Below are 20,607 nucleotides of genomic sequence, written 5' to 3' on the forward strand. Positions count from 1 at the left end.
CAATAGGTTGATCAAACATCAGTCGGAGGCTCCTTAAATTCGAACAGCACCTCGTCGCCGTTGCCGTCCTCCACCGTCAAGCGCTGCAGGGGTTGCACCTCTATTACCAGTAGAAACTCACTGCTGTAAAACTGCGTCTTCCTGCTGAAGTATTCGCGGCTGTTCTCCTTTTCGGTGAACGGTCCTACAGCGCCGCCCCCAACTGCTTCGGCTTGCCGTGGCTCTCCGACCCCACGGCGGGCCGGCAGTGCGCCGCGAGGCTCTAACGCTTCCAGGTCGCCTTTGCGGCTGCTCGCACTACCTGCGACGGCGCGCAGGTCTGTTCTTACTTTCTGGCTAATATCGAGTGTCATCACAGCTCCAGTGGGTCAGCGGGAATTGCGACCTGGTATTCAGCGGTTATCGAAACCTTGTGTTCGTCGCGCAGCGTTTCGGGGATTTCCGGTGCAGTAATGGCGAAGCGGCGCGGGTACGGCTCTTGCCCCACGTTGTTGTCGATCATCGAGTAGTTACCCGCGAAGCCGTCCCGCTCTTCATCAAAAGGTGGGCTGTTTGAACGCCCTCCAAGCTGCGTAGACAAGGCGGTCACACCGCCAGAAATGGGCGGCGAGGTAGAGTGAGCAGGCATCACCAGCAGGTCGCTACTGCCGCCACCACCGTCCATGATTGCGACGCCAATAGCGGTGGCGGCCATACCACTGTCCAAGTCGAAGGTGTCATAGAGTCGGCGGCACTTACCGATGCCGAACGCGCCCTGATCATCCAGCTCTATGGTGTGGATCAGGTCTAGACCCAGCGCCATGCTGGTCAGCGTTTCGAACATGAGCGTTGTGGTGCGGCTGGCCTGCCAGAGCTTTACTCGGCCCTGCTGTAGGGTGCAGGCACCGGCAAGCAGCCGGCGCTCATCCTCTCGGGCATCCTCATGACCACTGGAGCCGTCCGAGAAAACGCCACTTTCCCACTCGCTGGCACGGTCGCGGCCAACTTCAAAACTGAAGCTCTCCCGCGATACATTCTCGCCTGAGGTCGCGACACCGGGTTGGTGGACCAGTCGTAGCGTGTACGTCTCGGTGACGCTCTGGCTCCAACGTCGGCCAGCTGTAAATGAAGCGGCAAGCACCAAGTCTGTAAACTTGTTGATCCACGGCAACGGCGGGTTGCAGTAGACCCCGGTGGGCGGCAGCATCGTGTAGCTCCCCCCCAGCATGGTCTGGCCGCTGCTCTCAACGGCCGCCCGGATCATGTCCCTGTCTGGCAACTCGGTGGTGTCAGCGCGATAGCTACAAAACCCCTGCAAACCACTGAATCCAGCCATCCCTGGATGAACCCAGCCATAGCCTCTATTCAACTGATGCAACCGGGGAAAGCGAACGGTGAAGGTGATCTCCACCACGTTGATCATCTTGGAAACATCGCCCAGCTCGACCTTCACGCTGCCGTCGAGCGTTGTGTCAAAACCAAAGCGAAAATGGGGCGTCTCTGCGCGCTGCCAATCAGTGATGCGAATGTCGCCCAAGGCCGAACAGTCCATGCTGGCCGGGCGGCTGGAGAGGCGCTCCAGGGCGTAATCCCACCGGCTACGCCCCTCGACAGCATCGAAGATATCGGCCGACCACAACCCACCCACTAGCGCGTCGATCTGCGCGACCTCCATGGCGCCAACACGCTGCTGCAGGGCATCACTGCATTCGCATATCAACAGGCGCGAACGCGGGTTGAGTTTGGGCAGCGTGATACGGCCGGTGAATCGCCGCGATATCAGGCGCCCCCCGAGACTCTCGCTGATGTAGTCGATGGTCACGGGCCGGCCATACCAGTCCTCGCGACGGAATACACCATCGAGCATCAGGGTGAAGTCGGCCAAGCCGGCCACACCTTCCTCCCGGTCAACCTTCACCGTGCCGACCAGCCTATGACTGAGGTCAACGCCATCGATACGCACACGCAGGCGCCAGCGCCAGGCCAAACCGAGCGGGAAACTGTAAGGGACGCCGGGTTGCGGCTGCTCGCCAACAGGCTCGACGATGACGCTATCGGGCAATGTCGGCCATGTGATCTGTAGCTCGCCGGTCTCAGGATTGGGGCCGACCTGAACAGGCGCCTCGCTCGACGGCGCGTAGAACATAGCGAGCGGTAGAGAAGCGAGAGGGGCGGCGCCAATCATCAGACTTGCTCCGCAACCAGGGACCAGTTGTAGCGGCCTGAGGCTTGGTCGAACTCGCTTACAGGGCCTTCTGTAGAAACCAGCAGGCGCGGCAGGTAGCAGAAGCGATAGCGCACGGCGCCGGTTACCGCCGCAAGCTGGGCGTTGCCTTCACCTATCACCAGGGTGGTCTCGATCCATTGGTCACCCAACTGGGCCAACGCCCACGGCGCCTCGTCGGTACGCCATGCGATACCTGGAGGCAGCTCAATACTGGTTGAGGCTGACTCGATGCCACGGGGTTTGACGCACAGCAGCTCCAGGTGCTGCGAGTAGTCGAGCAGGTCAAGTCCGGGGTCTAGCTCGCCCGTACCGGCAGCCGTGGTGCGCCACTTGCGCCAGTGGGTGAGCTTGACGCCCGTACCGCCCGAGAGCCTGGCAAGCGTGCTACCGCCTATAGGTTCGTAGTTCTGCCGGATCGCTCCAGCGTGCTTAGAGATGGCGACACCGCCGAGCACCAGGGCCAGAGGGTTCATGGCGTGCCCCCGAGCTTGCGACGCGCATAATGCAGGTCATCGGACAGACGCCGTACCTCGCTCGGCGCGCCCTCCAGCGCATAGCTGCCGCCCCAAGGCATGGCCAGGTTAATGGGCTGACGCTCGCCTACACGGTCGAGCGATTGCGGGAAGTCGGGGAAATCCGGGAGGTTGACGGCGCGCTGTGGCAGATCACCCGTGCTGTTGAGGTACTCCAGATTGGCCGCGCCCAGGCGCTGAGCGGCCCAGGCGTTTACCACGAACTCGCGGCGCGAGGCAGCCAGCAGCACGCTGTCACTGGTCGGGCTGCCAGGGCCATCGACCCAGCCTCCGGCTGCACGTTTTACCGGCTCCGTACCGAGCACCTCGGCAGCCTTCTTGTCCGCCTCGCTCAGCGCCTTGCCGTCCGTGCCGACGTAATTGACCGGAATCACCATGTATTGCTTGAGGCGTTCGGCCAGTGCCTTGGCTTGCTGTTCCAGGTATTCGGCCGACTGCTCAAAGCCGGTGAACTCGATATTGATGCGCTTGAACGCCTCGGCCTGGGCTAGCAGGTCATCCATGCGGACCTTGATTTCGTCAACGCGCCCTTGAGCGTCGATCCGTTCAACGTCCGCAGTCACTTCATCCAATCGAGCAGCCTCATCGGCTAGCTTTGCCAACTGTTGTGCAATACCAGCAAAGCCATAGGTGTTGGCTCCGGCCTGCTGCAACTCACGCAGCACCTCGGCGCCAGCGCGGGCTTGGCGAATGGCCTCCTCAGTGTCACCACGTTGCAGCGCCTGACGTCCCGCCGCCTGCGCGGCTGTAACGTCGCCAAAGGTGGCTGGCCCCGTGTCGGTCGGCGCGCGCATATCCTTGACGAGCTGATCGAACTCTTTGGCCAGCTCGGCGCGGGCCTTCATAGCCGCCTGGGTCTTTTTGTTGGAAGCGTCCAGCGCCTTGGCGGCCTCGTCGTAGGCGAGGATTTCCTTACCCAGCGCGTCCTGAATAGATTTCAGGTTGTCGGCCTTGATCTTGGCCAGGGTGTCGGTATGGCGGCGCTCGGCGGCTTCGCGCTGTGCGTGGGCGTTCTGCAGGCCCTGCAAGGCTTCACGGTACTGCCGCGCGGTGCGCGCCGATGCCAGGGCGTCCGGGCTTACCGTGCTGATGTCTGTGTGCTGGCGGCTCAGTAGCTCGGACTGCTTGCGGTAGTGTTCCTCGGCAAGGCGAAGACGCTCGGCGTAGGCCTGGCGCTCCGTTTCGGTCATGCGTGCAACACTGGCCGCAGGCATTACCACAGTGTCAGCGTATTCCACCGTGCGGGTAATGGTGTCCTGCAGCGCCTGCTCGTAATCGCGCTGGCTTTGGGTTAACTCCTGGTTCTGTTTGTACAGGTCATACAGCTCAGCCAGGTTGCCGCCCGTCCAGCTCACCACGCCCAGGGCCAGGCCGCCCTTGGCCAGCTTGGCCACGTCGGCCAGGGTGCGCAGCTTGGGGATCAGCGAGGTGGCGGCGGTGCCTACGGTGCTCATGCCTGTTGCGGCGGCGCCTGCGGCGGCTGGGGTGGCGGCCATGTGGCCGAGAAATAGGCCGAATGGGTTGCGCAAAGCCAGAATTACCGCACGCATGCTGAGCAGACTGCTCACCAAGAAAATTAGGCCAGCGGTTATGTTCCTGATCGGAGATGGCAGAGCATTGAACGCATTCAATGCTTCAGTTGCCCCTTGGACTAAAGGCAGAAAGGCGGTGGCGGCTTCGCCCAGTTGCAACTTCAGCTCACCCCAGCTCGCATTAAATCTATCCAGCTCGGCCTGGGGCGTGGCGGCCATCTTTTCATAGGCAGCATCGAGCGCGCCGCTGGCGTTGCCCATGGCTTCGACCTCGGCCTTGAGACCGGCCATGTTCTGCGTCAGGGCCAGCACGGCGGTACGTGCTTCCACATCCGGCAGGATCTCGCGTAACGCCGCCAGGCCCAGGTTACGGCTGGCGATATCCTCCAGCGTCGCGGTCAGGCCACGCCACTCGATACCCAGCCCGGCCATGGACTTGGCGGCTGCTTCGCCCGGCGCCGCCAGGGCGTTGATGGCCCCTTTGAGTGCGGTGGTGGCTTGCGGCGTGCGGATGCCTGCCTTGGTCATCAGGGCGATGGCGGCGGCAACTTCGGAGAACTCCACACCTGCCGCCTTGGCAGTGGGCAGGGTGTCGCCGATGTAGCTGGCCAGCTCGGGGAAGGTGGTGACACCGTCACGCACGGCCAGAAACAGCTGGTCATAGCGCAGGCCGAGGTTATCGATGCCCTCGCCGTAGGCGTTGACCACTGCCAGGCCACCGCGCACGGCCGTGGCGGTATCGGTTACGCCGGCCACGGCGGCGCGGGTGGCCAGCTCCAGGGTCTGGATGCTGTTATCCGGGCTGACGCCCGAGGACAGGATGTCGTAGAGCGCCGCCGCCGACTGCGCCGCTTCCTTGCCCATGGCCTGGCTGAGCTGGCGCACGTCGGTGCTCAGGGCCTGGAACTGCGCCTGGTTCAAATCGGTAATGCTGTTGACCTCGCCCATGCGCTGGGCGAACTGGGCATAGAACTTGAGCACCGCGCCACCGGCATAAACCATGGCGCCCATGCTGGCTGCAGCAGCGCCCACCTGCAGGCGGGCCTGGGTCAGGCTCTGCGCCCAGCCATTGGTGCCTTGTTCCAGCTCGGCCACGCGCTCGCGCAGGCGCACCTTGGCCTGGGCCAGCTCGGCGCTGGTCAGTTGCCCGGTGCGGGCCAGCAACTGGTACTGGCGCTGCAGTTGGACGATCTCCCCGCGAATCTCTCGGTGCGGGCGAACGCCCAGTGCATCGCGGGCACCAGCAATACGCGCCTGCTGGTCGGCGGCGCGGCTGGCCTGTGCCATATCCGCCGCTAAACGCTTCTGCTCGTTGCTCAGTTGGTTGGTGTCGACGCCCGCATTCTTGAGCGCGGCCGACAGTTGCGCGAGCTGGCCTTTCTGGCCTGCGATGGCCTGCTCCAGGTTGCGCGCCTCGGTCGTTGCTGCGCGGTAGGCGTTCTGCTGGTCGCGGGTGGGCTTCTCGGTGCGGATCAGTTCGTCGCGCAGCTCACGCACGCGCTGGCGCGTTGCATTGAGCTGTGCCTCATTCTGGACTAGGCTTGCCTGCAGGTCGCGAAAGGCGCCGATCTGTCCCAGCGGCTGGCGCAACTGGTCGACCAAGGCTTTATAGCCGGCCTGGAAGGTCTGCAGAGTGCGCCGGCCCTGGTCGGCATCGACGGATACTGAGAGACGGACATCAGTCATGAAACTTCACCACATTGTCTTCCTGGTCGTATTGGCACTGATGGTTCTAGCGCCAACCTTTCTCTTGAAAGGCATGGCCTATGCCCTGGTAGTGCTGCTGGTACTTTTCGTGCCGATCACCATCGCCAGTTGGTTCGTGCCTCGTAAGCGGTGATCTTGTGAAAGCCTTCCCGCTGCTCGGCCTGCTGCTCTGCCTGGCCATGTTTCCGCGCTTCACCGCCTCGGCTCTGGCGCTCACCGTGCTGGCCGGCCTGGCCATCTGCCTTGTGGCGCTGTTCCTTAGCGCCCTGTTTGCGCCTTCTCGGCCGCGCTAGTCGCTTCTTCCAACGCCGCCAGGAACGTGCCCCAGGGGTACGTCCACACCTGGCTGTGCCCGTGCCGGGTCAGTGCGCTGGCGTTTCGCTCAAGTCGCTGGAGAGCCTTTCGAGGATCTGGCGCCCGGCGCTTTCGATCCGATCCCGTAGGCCGAAAAAATCAGGGTTCACCTCCCGGCAACCGTCGAACACCAGGCGCAGTTGGCTGGGCGTCAGGCTCTCGGCCTGGCCCGCCGGCAGGTCGGTCATGACGTACAGGTCGGCCAGGCTGACCTCCTGCAGCAGGGTGTCGTCTACCGGATCGTGCCCGCCCTCGGCGGTGCGCTTCATCCAGGCGCGAATCTCGCCCACGGTCAGCTCGCGAACGGTCACCGCCAGGTTGGGCAATTGAATGGTTTTGCTCAGGGTCATGCTCATGCGTGCAGGCTCCAAGGCCGGGCCGTTGCGGCCCGGCGTTATGGGTGGTTACAGCCAGGTGATGCTGTAGAACGGCGACTCGCCGGCCGGGGCGTTGGGATTTGCCAGCACCTCGCCCTTGGCCAGCAGCTTGCCGGGGTTTTCGGCATCGATCAGTGCCAGCTCTTCGGCGGGAGGTGCCTTCCAGCGGTACACGCGAACGATGCAAGGGCGGTTGCCCTCGGCTTCGTTGATGCCGTCAAACAGCAACTCGTACTCTTCGCCGGCCTCGACCAGCGGTTCGATACGCTTGGCCGCTTTGCTGACGTAGGCGATGGTCGCCGGAGTCGCTTCGGTAATAACCGTGCTGTCAGCGGGCACAGAGACACCGGCCGGGGAGATGCGTACAGCCGCCAGCGGAATTTCGCTGCTGTCACTAGCCTTGGTCAGCACGACACTGCCAGCGCCAGGGAACTCGGTCGGGCTGAGCATGCCTGGTGCGAGCACAATTTCTTCGCCGCTGACGGTTTCAGACGCAACGTCCACGACCTTGCCCTGCAGGGCCATGGCCATGTTCTCGTCCGTCCACTCCTGCATCTGCACGTCGAGGCTCACGCCGTCCGGGGTGTCCAGGGTCGCCAGGTTGCCGCCACCAGGCTTACGGTGCTGTTTCCACACCTGCTGGTTGTTGCGGTGAGCCAGCTTCAGCGTCTCGACGTCACCGAGGTCGCGAAACAGCGCGGCGGTAATACTGTTACGGCGGGCATGCACGATGCCTACGCCCTTGAATACCTTGGGTGCTGCCATGATCAGTTCCCCTTCACACGTTCGCCGACCTTCAGGCGGTCAACGATGATTTCGGCATCGCGCTCGGAGACGCTGATAGTTGCGTCCTTGCCGTGCAGTTCGCCCTTATGGCGGTGGCCCCCCTCGCGGGTGATCTTCACCTTGACGGTCTTGGCCTGTTTGCCCGCTTCGGCGGGAGTCTCGGTAGTGCTCATGTGTCCTCCTAGCGGACGCGTGGGTGTTGGAACTTCACCGGCCAGGTGATCACCCAGCCGGCTGTGCCTGCCGCATCGAGCGCGGCGTTGTAGAGGTTGGCGCTGCGCACGTCTTTGGCATTGATGCTGTCCTGTAGCGCCAGGCCGCAGCGGCTGGCCGGCAACGCGGCCTGCAGCACGCCGGCCACCTGCAGAACGTTGAGGGCGCGGGTGTCTTTCTTGCCGTTGTCGCCGGCCAGCACCACCACCACGACCTGGCCAGTGGTGATCAGCTCGCCACGGCCGGTGACCTCGAAGCGCAAACCCTCCAGGGCAATGCGGCAGGCGCGAGCGGCGGTGGCGTAGCGCTTGAGGTCGGCCGGGGTGAAGCGGCCGCCATGCAGCGCCACTTCCACTTTCTGGCCGGCCTGCTGGTAGCACTGTTCGGCCCATTCCTTGATGCCTTTCAGCACCTCGTCGGCGGTGTACTCAGTCACTTGCGATGTCCTCCAGGTAGTCCTCGACCAGGCCCACCACGTCGTCCAGGTCTTCACCCTCCAGGCCGAGTAGCTCGCGCTGCTCTATGCCACGTTCAGGGTCGCCGTACTGGTGGGTGGCGACGTAGACCAGCGGGCTGCCGATCAGCGCGCTGTCGCCTTCAACCTGGTGCGTGATGCTGTCCAGCAAGTGGCCATCGCCTTGCAGCAGGCTCTGGCCGCTGTGCCGCGTTTTAGCGTATTCGGTCGACCACTCCGGCCAGGGCAAGCCGGCCGGGCTGGTCTTATCGACGGCAATGCGGCGGCGCGTCTGGCTCTCGACCTCGGCGCCGATAGCCTCCAGCAGCGGCGTCGTGTCGAGCTGGGCCAAGCGCTCCAGGCGTCCAACCAGGCGCGGATCAGCCAGCAGGTTGGTACGAATGCCCGCGCCGCTCACAGCAACCGCCCGAAGCGCACGGGTTGGGCTTCAAACCATGCGTCACCGCTGGTTTCCTGCTCGGGCGGGGTGGCCAGACCGAGCGATGCGGTGCCAGCGGCCACGCGCTTCAAGTAGTCGACGGCATCCTCATAGCGCTGGCGTTTGTCCTCGGTTAGCTGGCCACCCTCGGACGACATGCGGTACAGGGCAATATCGCCACAGACCCGCACCAGCACGTCTGGCACCTGCGGCAGCGGCAGGCGATGTTTCACGCCCACATAGCTGTCGATTTCGGACGTGGCGGCGGTCAATGCGTCCTCAACCACGTCCGCATCGATATCGCCGTCCTGGTCACGGTCAGCCACAAGCAGCACGGCGTCCAGGCCGTACTGCTTGATCAGCGCCTCAAGGGTCGCGTAGGCCATGGTTATGCCTCGCCGTCCTGCTGCGCGGCCGGTTGCTCGCCGGCTTGCTCGTCCTGAGCGGCAGGCGTGTCAGCCTCGGCTTTGTCAGCCGCTTTTGCGGCTGGCTTAGCGGCTGGCTTGGCCGGCGCTTTTGCAGCGGGTTTGGCACCGGCCTTGGCTGCCTTCGGCTTGGCCGGCGCTGCCCTGGTCGGCTTGGCCGGGGCCGACTTGGCACCTTCCTGGGCGGTGTTGCTGCCAGTGTCACCAGGCTCCGAGCCGCCACCTTGGCCAGCACTCTGCTGCGCCGGGCCAGGCAGTTCGCCATCGATCAGCTCGACGGTAAGCACCGGGTCGGCCTGGAGCTTTGCCAGCATGCTTTCGGTGAAGCGCTCGGCCGGGTGGTCGGTGGCAAGCCGGGGGTGGCTGATGCCACAGCGCCGGTAGCCGTCCCGTTTTGACTTGATACGAACGATCATGGCGGCGCCCCCTTAGACCAGCTCGTCGCATACGAACAGCTCGGCCGTGCCGGCCCATTCGTTGCCACCGTTCTCGTCCTTGACCAAGAGCTTGCGTGCCTGCGCTTCCAGTTGCGGCGGCACGACCAGGAGCGTCGGCTTGATCTTCATCGGGCGGCCGCCATCAGCGGTGAAGCCCTGCATGGCAGCGCGGGCTTTGCCGTAGTTATCGCCAGTCAGCGGTTGCTGAGAGGCGTAGGCCATCTGCCAGAAGCCAAAGCCGGCGTTGCAGCGGTAGCGCACGCCATGCACGTAAACGTCATGGTTGAACACATGGTCGCTGTTGTTGGGATCGGTCTTGCTGGTGATCTCGGGCTTGGTGCGTTCCTGGAAGATCAGCGGCTTGATCGCGCGCGTGGTGTCCAGCAGGAACCAGGCCGGGCCGGGGTCAGCGGCTGGCACGTCCATATTGCTGACCGAGGTCACGGCGCCAGTGCCATCGGTGTTCTCGTAGACCGGGTGTTCTTCGTCGAAGAAGTTCTGGCCGTCGTAGCAGGCGGTGGTAAAGCCTGCCTTGAGCAGCTCGAAAACCAGCGACTCGGGGTGGTACGCAGCGGCGCGGCCCATCTCGGTGAACATCGGCATGAACACGCCAGCCAGGTCGTCCTCGACCTTGTCGCGCTCGATGGTGACGGTGCCCTCGAACTTGCGGTTTTTGATGGCGTAGCCGTGCGCCGCCATGTCCTTGAGTACGCGGGCACCGATCCACTCGCGCAGGGTCGGGAACTGGCCCAGCCACGGGTAGATGTTCTCGCTGGTGGAACTGGGCACCAGGGTGGCCACCTTGGCCCACTGGGTCGTTTGCTGGGCGGCTGCCAGCGCCTTCTGGTACTCGGCGCGGTAGCCGGCGAACAGCGCGGCCAGCAACGCGGGGGTAATGGACACTGCCATGTTATTGAGCCTCGCTGATGTGTTTGCGGTATTGGTCGTCGCTCATGCCGAACATCCGCGCGGCTTGCTGCTGCTCGGCGTTGAGCGCGGTTTTGTTCTGCTCGTCCACCTTGCCTTCGGGCACGACCGTAGCCGTCACCGAGGGCGCCGCTTTGACGAACTCGCGGAAGCGTTCCAGGCCGCCTTCCTCCTGACAGGCCGCCAGGTGGTAGCCCTTGGTGGCCGGGGTGATCTTCCCGGCGTTGAGGGCCGCGTCGATTTCGGTGTTGATGGCCTTGTCATGCTCGGCCTTGTCGCGCTGCTTGAGCTGCTGTTCGGCGTTGAGGGCGCGCTGCTCCAGGGCGTTGTAATCGAGGCGCGGCACGTACAGATTCAGTGAAGGCACGCCCTCGGAGTTGAGGGCAGCCTTTTCCTTGGCCGCCGTCAGCGCGTTGATGGCAGCGACGGCGTCCTCTTCCGTCGCGGTTTCAGGCAAGCCCAGGGCTGCCCGGATGGCTGCTGCGAGCATCGGGATGTTCTCCGTGGTGGGTTGTTCGGCGTTGAGCGCCTTGGTCAGCAAGTTCGGCTTGTTGACCAGGCCAAAGCTGCTAAAGCGGTGGATGCGGCCGGTGTCGTCGTAGGTGAAGACCGGCGAGATGTAGCGGTACTCGCGCTCGGCGATGGCATTGCGGGCCTTGGCAGTCCACTCCACGCGGGCCTCAATGGCGCCGCGCTCGTTGATGCGGTACTCACGCGCCCAGCCGGATGCCGGGGCGTCTTCGCCTTGCGGGGCTTTCAGCTCGGTGGCGTGTACGTAATCAAACGGCAGGTCAGCGCCTGCGGTGTGCGCCTTGGTGGCTGCCAGCACCTGGGCCGGGTCATACGACCAGGTGCGGCCATCGCGGCCGGTCACTGTCGGGCCAGGCGGCAGCACCTCGACCCACTCGGGCACGTCGGCGCTCAGCTCGAAACAGAGGGCTGTGGAGGTGGTGCGATTGAGTGCGGCGGTTTGAGTGTTCATGCCGCCATGGTCGGCGGCATGAGGGGGGCGGGATTAGGGGACGGGTGTCAGTAACTGCACAGGCTTTCAGTCGTCATCGTTACTGTCGGCTTTTGGCCAACTAATCGAGACTAAGTTCGCTCCGGTGATACCTGAGCGCCCCTCACGAGCATTGATCTCCATGATCACATGCTTGATACCGAACGCCCCGTCCTTGAGGATGCTGATCTGCTGCTCTGAAAGCACTCCAGGAGCCGCGTCGACCATGAGCTGCCGGCCGTCAGCAGTTCTGGTTACAGCAAAGCGATAGGTGCCGCCGAACACTTTGGGGAACTTGACCTCGTTGATTTCAAACTCGCCATCAAGGCGAATTTCTTTGGCCTGGACGCGTGGGGTCGGCACGATCTCAGCGGCGCGCGCGCCAGTAATGATGGATTGATCTGCGATTTTGATGTTGTCCTCAGCCTTCAAGCGTTTGGATAAATCACTCTTGAAGTCATCCAACGCCTCATGAGTCTTTTTCAGCTCTGGCTGCTGTGTCAGTGCTTTGGTCACCATCTCCAAGCGTTTGGTTTCTTCTTGGGAGAGCGTGACAGTGGTTTCCTCACCATGCAGTCGCTCTTTCGTCTGCAGCCAATCCTTCCAGCCGACAGACGTTGTCAGCATGGCCCCAACGGAAACCAGCAGGATGAGTACCTGTTTGCCGTCCATTTTTGAACTCTTCACGATCTCGTTCAAAGCCTTGCCCAATTCAGTGATGAATTCGGTGCTGCCTTTCTCAATGACCACAACCAATTCCAATTGGTCACGATCATCTTGTTTCAGCGCTCTCGTATCCTCTGTCTGGTATTTGGCCCGACAGTAGATGCGATAGATCTCCTTCTGTAGCTCAAGGATGGGGGGCATCACCCTGGTAGGCACGGTGCCGTTGAAGTCCTCCCCCTTGATGGTCAGCCGAAAGACTGGCCAGCCTTCAAAGCTGATCTGAGCAGTCTCGCTAATCTCACCGGCAAGCGCCTGCTGCAGCGCTGTCCATGCTTCCTGTTCGTTCTTGATCGTTATTTTCTCAACAGCAGCCATCGGGCCTCCCTGGTCTATTCGGGCACTACAGATCGTTAATCCTCACCGATTTGCAGTCAAATAGCCATTAGGCAGCCACGCAGGCCGCGTTAGACCGGCGTTAGAAACTGTTTTCGAGCCTCACCCCTAGCCGTGGTAGCCATTGACCGCCGCTCGTTGCGTGGCGGGCCGTTTTGGCGGGGTCAGCTTTCGGCCGATACTGCGGCCTCTTTCTCTTCCAGGAGCTGCTGCGCCCTGGCCAGCCGGGACACCTTGCCGGGGTTGTACGCCCAGCCAGGCTCTACGCCTTTCGGCACGCTGACGACCTGGCCCGTCCGCTGGTTGACGTATTCCTGCATGCCCAGGTCTGGCGCTGTAGTGGCGTAGCTACCGGACGCCTGCAGGCGCTCGGCCTCGCGGCGGCTCACCTGGCGAACCCAGCATTTGCAGCCCCACCCGTTTGGCGGGAAGTGCGTCTCCCACCACGGGTCATCGGCGCGCAGCAGGATGCCGGCCCAGCCCACATGCTCGGGGCGGTGCTCTCGGCTCGGGCCGAGGGAGTACAGCAAGTAAGGGTGCGTCCTGGTCGTGCGCTCGATGCGCTCCCACTGGCCGGCCGCATGGGCCTGGCGCAGGTTCACGTCATAGATGGTCTTCAGCCGTCGCGGGCTGCCCAACTGCACCTCGCTCGTTTCCCCGGTCAGCGGGTCAAGCAGTTCGCCACGGCCCCACCAACCGAGCTTCTCCAGGAGCGGCTGCAGGTCGCGCTTGAACTCTGCGAAGGCCTGGCCACCCTCGATGGCCTCGTCCACTGCTGCGCGGATCGCCTCCAGGATGTCCAGGCGCATGGCCTTGGCCACCGTCCATGCCGTGGCGTGCTCTTCCTGGAACACGTCACGGTGATCGAAGCCCACCCGGTAGCCCTTGGCGCGCAGGTAGTCGAGCGCTTCCTTTGGCACAGGGACGGGCAGCGGCTCACGGGTTGGCCCGGTCATAGCTGGTCGCTCACGTCGCCCTTGGCGCGGGCCTTGAACGTGGCCAGGGCCAGGCGCTCGATCAGGGCGCTGTCGTCCATCTGGTCGAGCAGGCCGGCCAGGCCGGCGCGGAACTCGTCGAAGGTTTCAACCTTTTGCGCCAAGGCTTGCACGGGATCGAGCACGGGTTTCATCACCGGCACCCAGTCGCCAAGCTCGTCGGCCACCAGTTCGTCCAGCTCGTCACGCGTCGGCTGCTGCTCAGCGTTGAGCGCCTTGTGCTTACCGCAGGCCGGACAGGCGCAAGGTGTTTGCTGATGGTTCAAGGCCAGCGGCTGCATGGAATGCTGCGGGCGCAGCACCTGGGCGCCAGACTGGGGCGCAGACAGGCCGAACTTGTCCAGGATGGCCGAAGCCTCTACCGGCAGCCCTCGGTCAATGAATGGCCCCAGGGCATCGGCCAGCGCCTTCAAGTCCTCGGCCTCGGTCACCTGCAGGACGATGCGCGGGTAGCGATCCTGCGGGCCGTAGTTAAGGTCGATAAAGGTTTGCACCAGGTCGCGGTTCAGGGTCGCGGCCAACTGCTTGGCATCGGCGCGCAGAATGTCCATGCGCACTTCGTTATGCACGTTGGCCTGGCTCTGGCTAGACCCATCATCGGTGGTCATGGTCTGGCCAAGCACGCCCTTGCTGATCTGCTTGTCCAGCCATTCGGCCATGCGCTCGAACAGCTCGGCACCGCCTGCTGCGTTGGCGATTTCCTGGAACTCGATCTTCATGCCTTCCGGCATCACGGCTGCGGCATCGGCAGCGAGCTGGGCCACGGCGCGGCGTAGTACGGCGATATCGTCAGACTTGGCACCCGGCCCATAACGACCAATGCGCAGCGGCATGCCGTATAGCTCGGCAAAGCGCATCCAGTCCTTGAGGCCGAACGCCTTGCACATGAACGACACGGCCACCAGGCGCGCGACGCCGCCACGGATCGGCAGGCCTGACTTCAAGCGCGGTTTATGGACGATCAGCTTGCCAGGCGGAATCTCCAGCCCATCACCGCCCTCGCTGCGCAGTTGCAGGCGCTGGCCGGTGACCTTGTCGAACTGGAACCAGCGCGGGTCGCGGTGCTCATAGCGGGTTGGCCAGAACTGGCCGCCGATCAGTTGCCAGATAGGCTCGGCCACCGAGAAGCCCTTGCCGATGGCATCGAGCAGGTCATCGAGCATGTCGCTGAACTCGGGCGCCTCGACCAGTTCGCGCACAACGTCCGCCAACTGCTCGTCGTGCTCGTCCTCGCTCGCGGCCTCGACAACGACCGGCAACCCGGAGACGGCCCGCTTGCGCGTGCCCAGCACGGCGGCATAGTGCGGGTCTTTCTCCTCCATTTCCTCGGCCAGGGTCAGGTAGGAGTAATGGTCGCCCTGGGCGGCGGCATTGAGGATCGAGCGCAGGCGCGCCGGGTCGAGGGTGGCGGAGACAGACTCGACCGTCCAGGCTTGATAGACGCCCGTAGTGCTGGCTTGCACCAGCTCCTGGAGCAGCTCGGTTTTGTGAATCGGCCGGCCCTGGGCGTCCACGATCACGGATTCAGCCATTACCACACACCTCCCACGTTGCGGCCACCGCTGAACGTGTCGTCATCATCGAATGAATTGCTATTGCTGGAGCGCACGGCCTCATAGCCGTACTGCTCGATGTCCATGCGGCTGGCGAAGCGGGCCAGGGCGATGGCAATACCGGCGTCGCCGTGGCGCTGCGCCGCGCCTTTTTCGTTTGTCCTGGACTCGGGGATTCGGGCCACGCCCTTGACCATGCGGAATGCGCGCAGGTCGGCTATCACGTCACGATCCGATGGCAGGTCGTACAGCGTTCCGTCATCGAGGTCAGCCTTGAGGCCGGGCATGTTGTCTCGATACCAACCCTCGGTAAGCATTACCTGGCTGATGCGGTTGTGGCCGTACTGCACGGCCGCCGCCTCGGCCAGCGCCTGGCCATTGCCCCGCGCGTCGTTGGCTCCGGCCATGAAGTTAGGCAGGCGGTCGACGATGTAGAACAGGATCTGCTCTTGTTGCTTGAAAGGGACGTTTCGCAGCTCGACCATGAAGGGCGGTCGCTTGCGGCTGTCCTGCTCCTGGAGCAATGGCACGATCACAGAAAGGTCGCCGCTACGGGCGAAGTCCATACCGTAGAAACTCCAGGCACCGGCCGGCAGTTGTGCCAAAAGCGGTGCTAATTCACGCTCGCACCAGGCCAGGCTATCAACCAGCCGTAAGGGCTCGGCGATGACTTCATACCCAACAGGGTAAGAGAGCCGCAGCACCGGCACGCTGGAACGGCTCCGAGCTTCCAGGATCGCAAGACTTAGGAAGGTGCCACCGCCCTGGCTTGGTACGCAGTCCAGTTCCTCGTCGGCAGCGTCGCTGTAGTAGCTGTAAACGTCCTTTACCCACTCCAGCTCTTCGGCCTCGTCCCAAGGGATGCCTTTGCGCAGGCAGACGCGCTTGTACAAGCCATCGGCCACTGCCTCTTTGAAGGTGCAACGGAACAGCGCCCCCTTGCGCTTACCGGCCCGTATCTCATCAATCAGCTCGTTGAACGGATTGTCGGTGCCGTTGTGGGTACTGATCACATGCACCTCACCGCCCCAGATGAGCAGCGCCAGTGCAGCCTTGAGCAGTTCCGCCAGGTCGGAGTGGAACGCCGCCTCGTCGATCACTACCACGCCCTGGCGGCCCCGCAAGTTGCTTGGCCGACTGGTCAGGGCAACAATGCGATAGCCCGAGGGGAACGTGATGGTGTAGGTCTTGATGTTCTTATCTGCGTCCTCGTCGTGCCAGATAGCTTCCTCGATCTCGCCCGCCGCATAGTTGAACGCACGCGCCCACATGGCGCAGGCCTGGATGTATTCAACAGTCATGTCCTGGTTGTAGCCCAGGTAATAGACGTTCATGCCCCCGGCCACCGTGGAGCTGGCCGCGACCAACACGTTGTCGGATGCCTCCGCCCAGGTCAGGCCGATACGGCGGCTTTTCTCGCCAACCTTGAGGGGCGCCCGCAACTTGACCCAGCGCTGCTGATACGGGAGCAGGACGACTGGCACGCCGGGCACCCGGCCGCCCGAAACGGCCTCATGCAGTGGCGATAGCTTGTGCTCGATGTTGGCACTCACGATGCCACCCCGAGAATTTCTCGGCGGATCGCCTCGACAGTTTCGGCATTGAGGCCGCCTTTCTTGGCGATCTTTTCGACCTGCTCAGCGGCAGCCTGGGCCTTTGCCCGCACCTCGCTCTGCCACTTCTTCTGCACGACAGAGGCTCGGCCCAGCTCGGCCACTGCCTTTGCCACCTTGGGTAGGTCGAACTGGCCATCCTCGGCCAGCAGCAGCTTGAACAGATGTTCCTGCACCAGGCGCATGAGCGCTTCGTTTACTGCGCCTTCTTCATCCGGTGCGGCGGCTACAACCGCGCGGGCCTGCTCGCTGGCCATCTTGAGCGCAGACAAGCGCCCCTCGAAGTTCTGGCCATAGGCGTGCAGCGCCGACTTGCCAATGCTGTAGCCGCGCTCGGCCAGCTCGGCCGAGAGCAGCTCATAGCCCGAGAAGTTGTTCTCGATCAGCGCCTGGTCAAGCCAGGCTTTTACCTCGGCCGGTAGCTGGCCGACCTTGCTACGCGGTGGCATAGGTTCACCCTCGCGCCGGCCGGGCGATGCCCGGATTGCACTCGATGGTGTACTCAGCGATGTCTACGCCGTAGTGGGTCAGGCCTGTAACCCAGACGCCGCTTGGCTGTTTGTCGATGGTCACCAAGCTACGGTCTTTGAGGTAGTCCAGCTCGCGGCGTACTTCGTGCTGGGTCGCATCGCTGTAAATGCCCTGGATGGTGGAGAGCACCAACGCTTCATGCGGGTCTACCGGGCGTGCGTTGTTGAGGGTGAGCAGGATGTACCAGCGCATCGACTCACGGCGAATCTTGGCGGCATCGATCATTGTTTGGCTCCTTTCATCTGGACGACTTCAAGTTTGTCCCGTAGCCCGTCCAGCTTGGCTTCGATCACTGTTTGGTTGCGCACGTAGTCCTGGCGGTGGACGTAATGCAGGGGCAGTTCGGCCTGGAAGCGCAGGAAGTCGCGCTCCAGCTCAGCCAGCTTGGCAATCTCTTTTTCCTGCGAGGCGAAGCGCTCACCCAGGCGCTTCTCCATCTGGCTCAGCAGCAGCTTGACCAGGCCGAATACCAGCGAGCTGAAAATGCCTAGCAGCGTGATGGCCCAGGTCACGGCCTGCGTAAAATCCATCACCATCAGTTGCCCTCCACGGCGTCGATCAGAGCGTCCAGCTGCGCCGCTGTGTTGCGGCACTGCTCGGCGTACTGGATGTGATGTCCCAGGAGAGCGGCCTGGCTGATGCCTGAGTCGAGCTGCTCAGCGGCTCGGGCTTGGGCGACTTGCGCAGCAGCTCGCTCGGGATCTGCGGCGGCGGGCAAAGCAGCTGGGGCTCTGGCTCCGGTGGATTCGTCCCACACGCGGACAAAGCCAGCAGTGAACACGCAAGCAGGCAGAGGCTTAGGCGGCGCGTCGAGCGCCTCCCGGTAAAGGTCATTGACACGGGCAATCTCCCCAGAGAGTCGGTCGGTGGTTTGGCGGTGTTGGCGTTGTTGCTCGGCCAGGTCTGACGCGAGTTTGTCGTTGCGGGCCTGCTCTTCCTGCAGGCGTTTTGCGGCGGCTTTGGCACTTGCTTCGGCAGCGCGGGCGCGAGCCAGCTCCTGTTCCTGGTACTCGCCGCGTAGCTTCTCCAGGGCTAGGGCGCCCTTGGTTTGGGCAGAGTCGTAGCCGTGGCGGTAGGCGATGTAATTGATGGCCAGACTCAGGGCGGCGAAGAACAACACGGATAGCAATGGACGCGTGGCCAGCCAGGTCATAGGCCCACCTCGCACAGTTCGCGCTCAGCCGCCCGGCGCTTGACTAGGCCGCCAAGCTGGCGACCCTTGGCATACACCCAACGGCTCAGCTCCGCGCAGGCTCCAGCCACGTCGCCAGCATTGAGCTTGCGCAGCAGGGTCGAGCGCTCGAAGGCTCCGGCGCCGACGTTGTAGACGAACGACCCGAGGGCGGCACGGCGGGTGTCTGGCTGTGGATTGCGGCTCAGGCGGTCAACTGCTGCGATGGCCTCACCGAGTTCGGCGGCCAGCAAAGCATCGCACTCGGCGGCAGTGCGGGTCTGGCCCAGCGTTACCCCGGCTGTGCTGCCATAACAGATGGTGGGGATGCCTACGGGGTCGAGGTAGGCAGCCAGGTTGCGCCCCTCGTAGTAACCCACCAGCGGCAGCGCAATGGCCATGGCGCCACCGATGACGCGCGCTTTCAGGCTCATGCAGCCCCCTTGCCGACAACGGCGCGTAGCTTGGCGATGGCCGCATTGCCGACCTCAGGGGCGGATTTGGTCACGCGCCGTGGCTTCGGAGAGGCATCGCGGCGCTGTGCGGCCGTCGGCTTCTCGCGCGCCTGTTCTTCCCGGCCAGCTCGGTGGCGGCGGTAGGCGGCTACCTTAGACCAGGCGCTATTTACGTGCTCTTCAACTAGAGCGCGCCAGTCTGCCGGGCAACGTCCCATCAGCCACTGGCGCCCATCGAGCGACGGCTCGGCAAGTACGGCGGCAGCGTATGCGTGGGGGCTGGTGAGAGTGCTGGGGTCTAGAGTGTTCATGCCGCTATGGTCGGCGGCATGAGGGGGCGGGATTAAGGAACGGGTGTCAGTAACTCAGTTGAACAGGTCGGGCGTTGACGGGACTGCTAGCTCGGGCAGGCGCTTGAGAATGCGCCAGATATGGCGGTCGCTGAGCTGGTAGGTGCGGGCCAGCTCATTAACAACGGTATTTGCACTGACACCCTCGCGCGTCGCTTGTTCAAACTGGCGATGAATCTCGGCATCGCGCAGCGCGATCAATGCGGCATCGCACTTGGGTATGTAGATCGTCTCGCGCTCGCTGGCATAGCGCCCGAGCTTCTCGGCCGCTTCCTCGCCAACGATCTCGGCCAGTGCTGCCACGCGGGCCTGGCCATTGCGGCCAACGCCCTGAGCAAAGAACCAGGACGTGCCGCCCAGCTCGGCTACAAGCTTCATCGTTGCAGGCAGGCCGACGACCTCGGCAATGCGTTGCACGGTCGGCGGCAGTAGCGCGCGGGCCTGTTCCAGTTTCATAGCGTCCGCCCGTGACGCTTTGCGTCCAGGGCCAGCGCAGTGATGATGCCGCGCAGTTGCTCGCCGTCGCACCACTCCAGGCGCTCGACCTGGTACATGCGCTCGGCCAGGGCATCGGCATAGTCCCAGGGGCGCCCGGCCTCGGCCAATTGCGCCTCGATCTTGCCGACCAGCTTGGCCCGCTCGGCTGCAGGCTTGGGCTTGGCGCGCCCGGTCGACGCCTTGGGCTTGAAGCCCAGGCGCTCCAGCTCGACCAGGACGCGCCCGACTTGGCGTGGCGTCAGGTCTTTGGACGACTCGACGCCGACCGTGCGTTTGAGAATCGCGCGGTAGGTGTCATCGTCCAGGCCGAGCTGGCGGCGGGCGATCTGAATTTTCGTCTTGCCTGTGCTCATACAAGGTTCCTCGGGTCGAGTGCCGCGCGCAGGGCAGCAGGGTCGCGGCGGGCCATGTTGGCCACGTAGCGCACGGCCAAGGTCAAGCCTTCCTCGACCTGCTCGAAGCCTCCGGCCAGGCGGATGCACTCCATGTCGTCGCGGGTGCCGGCGTACGTCTCCCACTTGAACGTCTCGGCGCCAACGTCCGCACGATGCTGGGCATCACGCTCGCGTTTGCGGCGCTGCCGGGCCGTATCCTGGGCGCGGACTTTCGCAGTTCTGGGCTTCTTCTTTCTCGTGCTCATGTGTGGCTGCTCATCAGTACCGGGCTACCACGCCCGGCAGACCTTCGCCCCTAGCGGGGCTAGGTTTCGCTTAGGTCAGGGCCAGTTGTTCTTGGCCAGCTACGCCGTGATTGAGTCGCACGCCGCTGGCTGCCCTGATGCCTGCTGTAGCATCGCTAATAGCCCGCTGACTCAAATCCTTGGTGCTGCTGTTGCGGTCGATAGGCTTGCCGGTGATCAACTCGGGGTGGTGCTTGAGCATGTAAGCCTCGGTCGCAGCTGATGGCGCGGCGCCTGCGAACTGCAGCACCTCTTTGCGCACAGCCCACACCCAGCCGTCGCAGAACTGGTCGGCCCGCTTGGTCTTGTTGGC

The 20,607-nt window shown here is 63.6% G+C and carries 29 protein-coding genes and 1 other RNA gene; 2 read left to right on the top strand and 28 right to left on the bottom strand.

From position 1 onward, the window contains the following. Nucleotides 1-11 precede the first annotated feature (11 nt). Genes BM186_RS19425 through BM186_RS19440 form a run of 4 tightly spaced genes read right to left on the bottom strand, consistent with a single transcriptional unit; the run spans nt 12 to nt 5,957 of the window. Entirely contained in the window at nt 12-353 is a 342-nt protein-coding gene (locus BM186_RS19425; RefSeq protein ID WP_074917531.1) for a hypothetical protein, read from the bottom strand. Then, entirely contained in the window at nt 353-2,164 is a 1,812-nt protein-coding gene (locus tag BM186_RS19430; protein WP_099481842.1) for a hypothetical protein, read from the bottom strand. The genes BM186_RS19425 and BM186_RS19430 overlap by 1 nt, the downstream gene beginning before the upstream one ends. Then, the gene (locus BM186_RS19435) at nt 2,164-2,679 is read right to left on the bottom strand and encodes a hypothetical protein (protein ID WP_074917534.1); all 516 of its coding nucleotides are present in this window, start codon (nt 2,677-2,679) and stop codon (nt 2,164-2,166) included. The genes BM186_RS19430 and BM186_RS19435 overlap by 1 nt, the downstream gene beginning before the upstream one ends. Beyond that, a complete protein-coding gene (locus BM186_RS19440) occupies nt 2,676-5,957 on the bottom strand; it encodes a phage tail tape measure protein (RefSeq protein WP_074917537.1) in 3,282 nt (1,093 codons plus the stop codon). The genes BM186_RS19435 and BM186_RS19440 overlap by 4 nt, the downstream gene beginning before the upstream one ends. Between BM186_RS19440 and BM186_RS26660 the strand changes: the two genes are divergently transcribed. Next, nucleotides 5,956-6,111 (top strand): hypothetical protein, encoded by a 156-nt coding sequence (locus BM186_RS26660; RefSeq protein ID WP_158234286.1) that lies wholly within the window; start codon nt 5,956-5,958, stop codon nt 6,109-6,111. The genes BM186_RS19440 and BM186_RS26660 overlap by 2 nt on opposite strands. 4 nt (nt 6,112-6,115) lie before the next feature. Then, on the top strand, nt 6,116-6,271 hold the full coding sequence (locus tag BM186_RS26665) for a hypothetical protein (RefSeq protein ID WP_158234287.1): 156 nt from the start codon (nt 6,116-6,118) through the stop codon (nt 6,269-6,271). 69 nt (nt 6,272-6,340) lie between these two features. Here BM186_RS26665 and BM186_RS19445 read toward each other — a convergent pair whose 3' ends face one another. The 24 genes from BM186_RS19445 to BM186_RS26675 all read right to left on the bottom strand — a co-directional run. Beyond that, nucleotides 6,341-6,688: a hypothetical protein gene (locus BM186_RS19445; protein ID WP_074917540.1), complete on the bottom strand. Its 348-nt coding sequence runs from the start codon at nt 6,686-6,688 to the stop codon at nt 6,341-6,343. A 48-nt stretch (nt 6,689-6,736) separates the two neighbouring features. After that, entirely contained in the window at nt 6,737-7,474 is a 738-nt protein-coding gene (locus tag BM186_RS19450; protein WP_074917544.1) for a phage tail tube protein, read from the bottom strand. A 2-nt stretch (nt 7,475-7,476) separates the two neighbouring features. Next, nucleotides 7,477-7,668 carry a hypothetical protein gene (locus BM186_RS19455; protein ID WP_074917548.1) on the bottom strand — a complete coding sequence of 64 codons (192 nt, stop codon included), beginning with the start codon at nt 7,666-7,668 and terminating at the stop codon, nt 7,477-7,479. A gap of 8 nt (nt 7,669-7,676) precedes the next feature. Next, nucleotides 7,677-8,144 (bottom strand): hypothetical protein, encoded by a 468-nt coding sequence (locus tag BM186_RS19460; RefSeq protein ID WP_074917553.1) that lies wholly within the window; start codon nt 8,142-8,144, stop codon nt 7,677-7,679. Then, nucleotides 8,137-8,580, bottom strand: coding sequence for a phage virion morphogenesis protein (locus tag BM186_RS19465; protein WP_074917557.1), 444 nt, complete (start codon nt 8,578-8,580; stop codon nt 8,137-8,139). Before BM186_RS19465 ends, BM186_RS19460 begins: the two co-directional genes overlap by 8 nt. Further along, nucleotides 8,577-8,987, bottom strand: a complete 411-nt coding sequence (locus BM186_RS19470; protein ID WP_074917559.1) for a gp436 family protein — start codon at nt 8,985-8,987, stop codon at nt 8,577-8,579. The genes BM186_RS19465 and BM186_RS19470 overlap by 4 nt, the downstream gene beginning before the upstream one ends. A 2-nt stretch (nt 8,988-8,989) precedes the next feature. Further along, nucleotides 8,990-9,442: an HI1506-related protein gene (locus tag BM186_RS19475; RefSeq protein ID WP_074917563.1), complete on the bottom strand. Its 453-nt coding sequence runs from the start codon at nt 9,440-9,442 to the stop codon at nt 8,990-8,992. Between the two features lie 12 nt (nt 9,443-9,454). Further along, entirely contained in the window at nt 9,455-10,372 is a 918-nt protein-coding gene (locus tag BM186_RS19480) for a Mu-like prophage major head subunit gpT family protein (RefSeq protein ID WP_074917566.1), read from the bottom strand. Nucleotide 10,373: 1 nt separating this feature from the next. Then, nucleotides 10,374-11,372, bottom strand: coding sequence for a phage protease (locus tag BM186_RS19485; RefSeq protein WP_074917569.1), 999 nt, complete (start codon nt 11,370-11,372; stop codon nt 10,374-10,376). 66 nt (nt 11,373-11,438) lie between these two features. Next, nucleotides 11,439-12,431 (bottom strand): hypothetical protein, encoded by a 993-nt coding sequence (locus BM186_RS19490; RefSeq protein ID WP_074917572.1) that lies wholly within the window; start codon nt 12,429-12,431, stop codon nt 11,439-11,441. Between the two features lie 182 nt (nt 12,432-12,613). Then, complete coding sequence (locus tag BM186_RS19495) at nt 12,614-13,405, bottom strand: phage head morphogenesis protein (protein ID WP_074917574.1); 792 nt, start codon at nt 13,403-13,405, stop codon at nt 12,614-12,616. Continuing rightward, the gene (locus tag BM186_RS19500; RefSeq protein ID WP_074917577.1) at nt 13,402-14,976 is read right to left on the bottom strand and encodes a DUF935 domain-containing protein; all 1,575 of its coding nucleotides are present in this window, start codon (nt 14,974-14,976) and stop codon (nt 13,402-13,404) included. Before BM186_RS19500 ends, BM186_RS19495 begins: the two co-directional genes overlap by 4 nt. Continuing rightward, nucleotides 14,976-16,550, bottom strand: a complete 1,575-nt coding sequence (locus BM186_RS19505; RefSeq protein ID WP_241519903.1) for a hypothetical protein — start codon at nt 16,548-16,550, stop codon at nt 14,976-14,978. Before BM186_RS19505 ends, BM186_RS19500 begins: the two co-directional genes overlap by 1 nt. After that, the gene (locus BM186_RS19510) at nt 16,547-17,059 is read right to left on the bottom strand and encodes a DUF3486 family protein (protein WP_074917580.1); all 513 of its coding nucleotides are present in this window, start codon (nt 17,057-17,059) and stop codon (nt 16,547-16,549) included. The genes BM186_RS19505 and BM186_RS19510 overlap by 4 nt, the downstream gene beginning before the upstream one ends. 4 nt (nt 17,060-17,063) lie before the next feature. Continuing rightward, nucleotides 17,064-17,366, bottom strand: coding sequence for a hypothetical protein (locus BM186_RS19515; protein WP_074917583.1), 303 nt, complete (start codon nt 17,364-17,366; stop codon nt 17,064-17,066). Further along, entirely contained in the window at nt 17,363-17,677 is a 315-nt protein-coding gene (locus BM186_RS19520) for a hypothetical protein (protein ID WP_074917585.1), read from the bottom strand. Before BM186_RS19520 ends, BM186_RS19515 begins: the two co-directional genes overlap by 4 nt. Beyond that, on the bottom strand, nt 17,677-18,294 hold the full coding sequence (locus tag BM186_RS26670; RefSeq protein ID WP_083431629.1) for a hypothetical protein: 618 nt from the start codon (nt 18,292-18,294) through the stop codon (nt 17,677-17,679). The genes BM186_RS19520 and BM186_RS26670 overlap by 1 nt, the downstream gene beginning before the upstream one ends. Further along, the gene (locus tag BM186_RS19530; protein WP_074917591.1) at nt 18,291-18,746 is read right to left on the bottom strand and encodes a lysozyme; all 456 of its coding nucleotides are present in this window, start codon (nt 18,744-18,746) and stop codon (nt 18,291-18,293) included. Before BM186_RS19530 ends, BM186_RS26670 begins: the two co-directional genes overlap by 4 nt. Continuing rightward, the gene (locus BM186_RS19535; RefSeq protein WP_074917595.1) at nt 18,743-19,078 is read right to left on the bottom strand and encodes a hypothetical protein; all 336 of its coding nucleotides are present in this window, start codon (nt 19,076-19,078) and stop codon (nt 18,743-18,745) included. The genes BM186_RS19530 and BM186_RS19535 overlap by 4 nt, the downstream gene beginning before the upstream one ends. A 54-nt stretch (nt 19,079-19,132) precedes the next feature. Next, nucleotides 19,133-19,573: a Mor transcription activator family protein gene (locus tag BM186_RS19540; RefSeq protein WP_074917598.1), complete on the bottom strand. Its 441-nt coding sequence runs from the start codon at nt 19,571-19,573 to the stop codon at nt 19,133-19,135. Next, nucleotides 19,570-19,968 (bottom strand): gp16 family protein, encoded by a 399-nt coding sequence (locus BM186_RS19545; protein WP_074917600.1) that lies wholly within the window; start codon nt 19,966-19,968, stop codon nt 19,570-19,572. The genes BM186_RS19540 and BM186_RS19545 overlap by 4 nt, the downstream gene beginning before the upstream one ends. After that, nucleotides 19,965-20,255, bottom strand: a complete 291-nt coding sequence (locus BM186_RS19550; RefSeq protein ID WP_074917603.1) for a hypothetical protein — start codon at nt 20,253-20,255, stop codon at nt 19,965-19,967. Before BM186_RS19550 ends, BM186_RS19545 begins: the two co-directional genes overlap by 4 nt. Further along, nucleotides 20,256-20,327, bottom strand: an RNA gene (locus BM186_RS19555) — hammerhead ribozyme type II. Continuing rightward, the coding region (locus BM186_RS26675; RefSeq protein WP_455550118.1) for a DUF7168 domain-containing protein at nt 20,326-20,607 on the bottom strand (282 nt) is incomplete at its 5' end. The genes BM186_RS19555 and BM186_RS26675, both read right to left, overlap by 2 nt.

The sequence above is a fragment of the Ectopseudomonas toyotomiensis genome, from assembly GCF_900115695.1.
In the GTDB taxonomy this organism is placed as follows: Bacteria; Pseudomonadota; Gammaproteobacteria; order Pseudomonadales; family Pseudomonadaceae; genus Aquipseudomonas; species Aquipseudomonas toyotomiensis.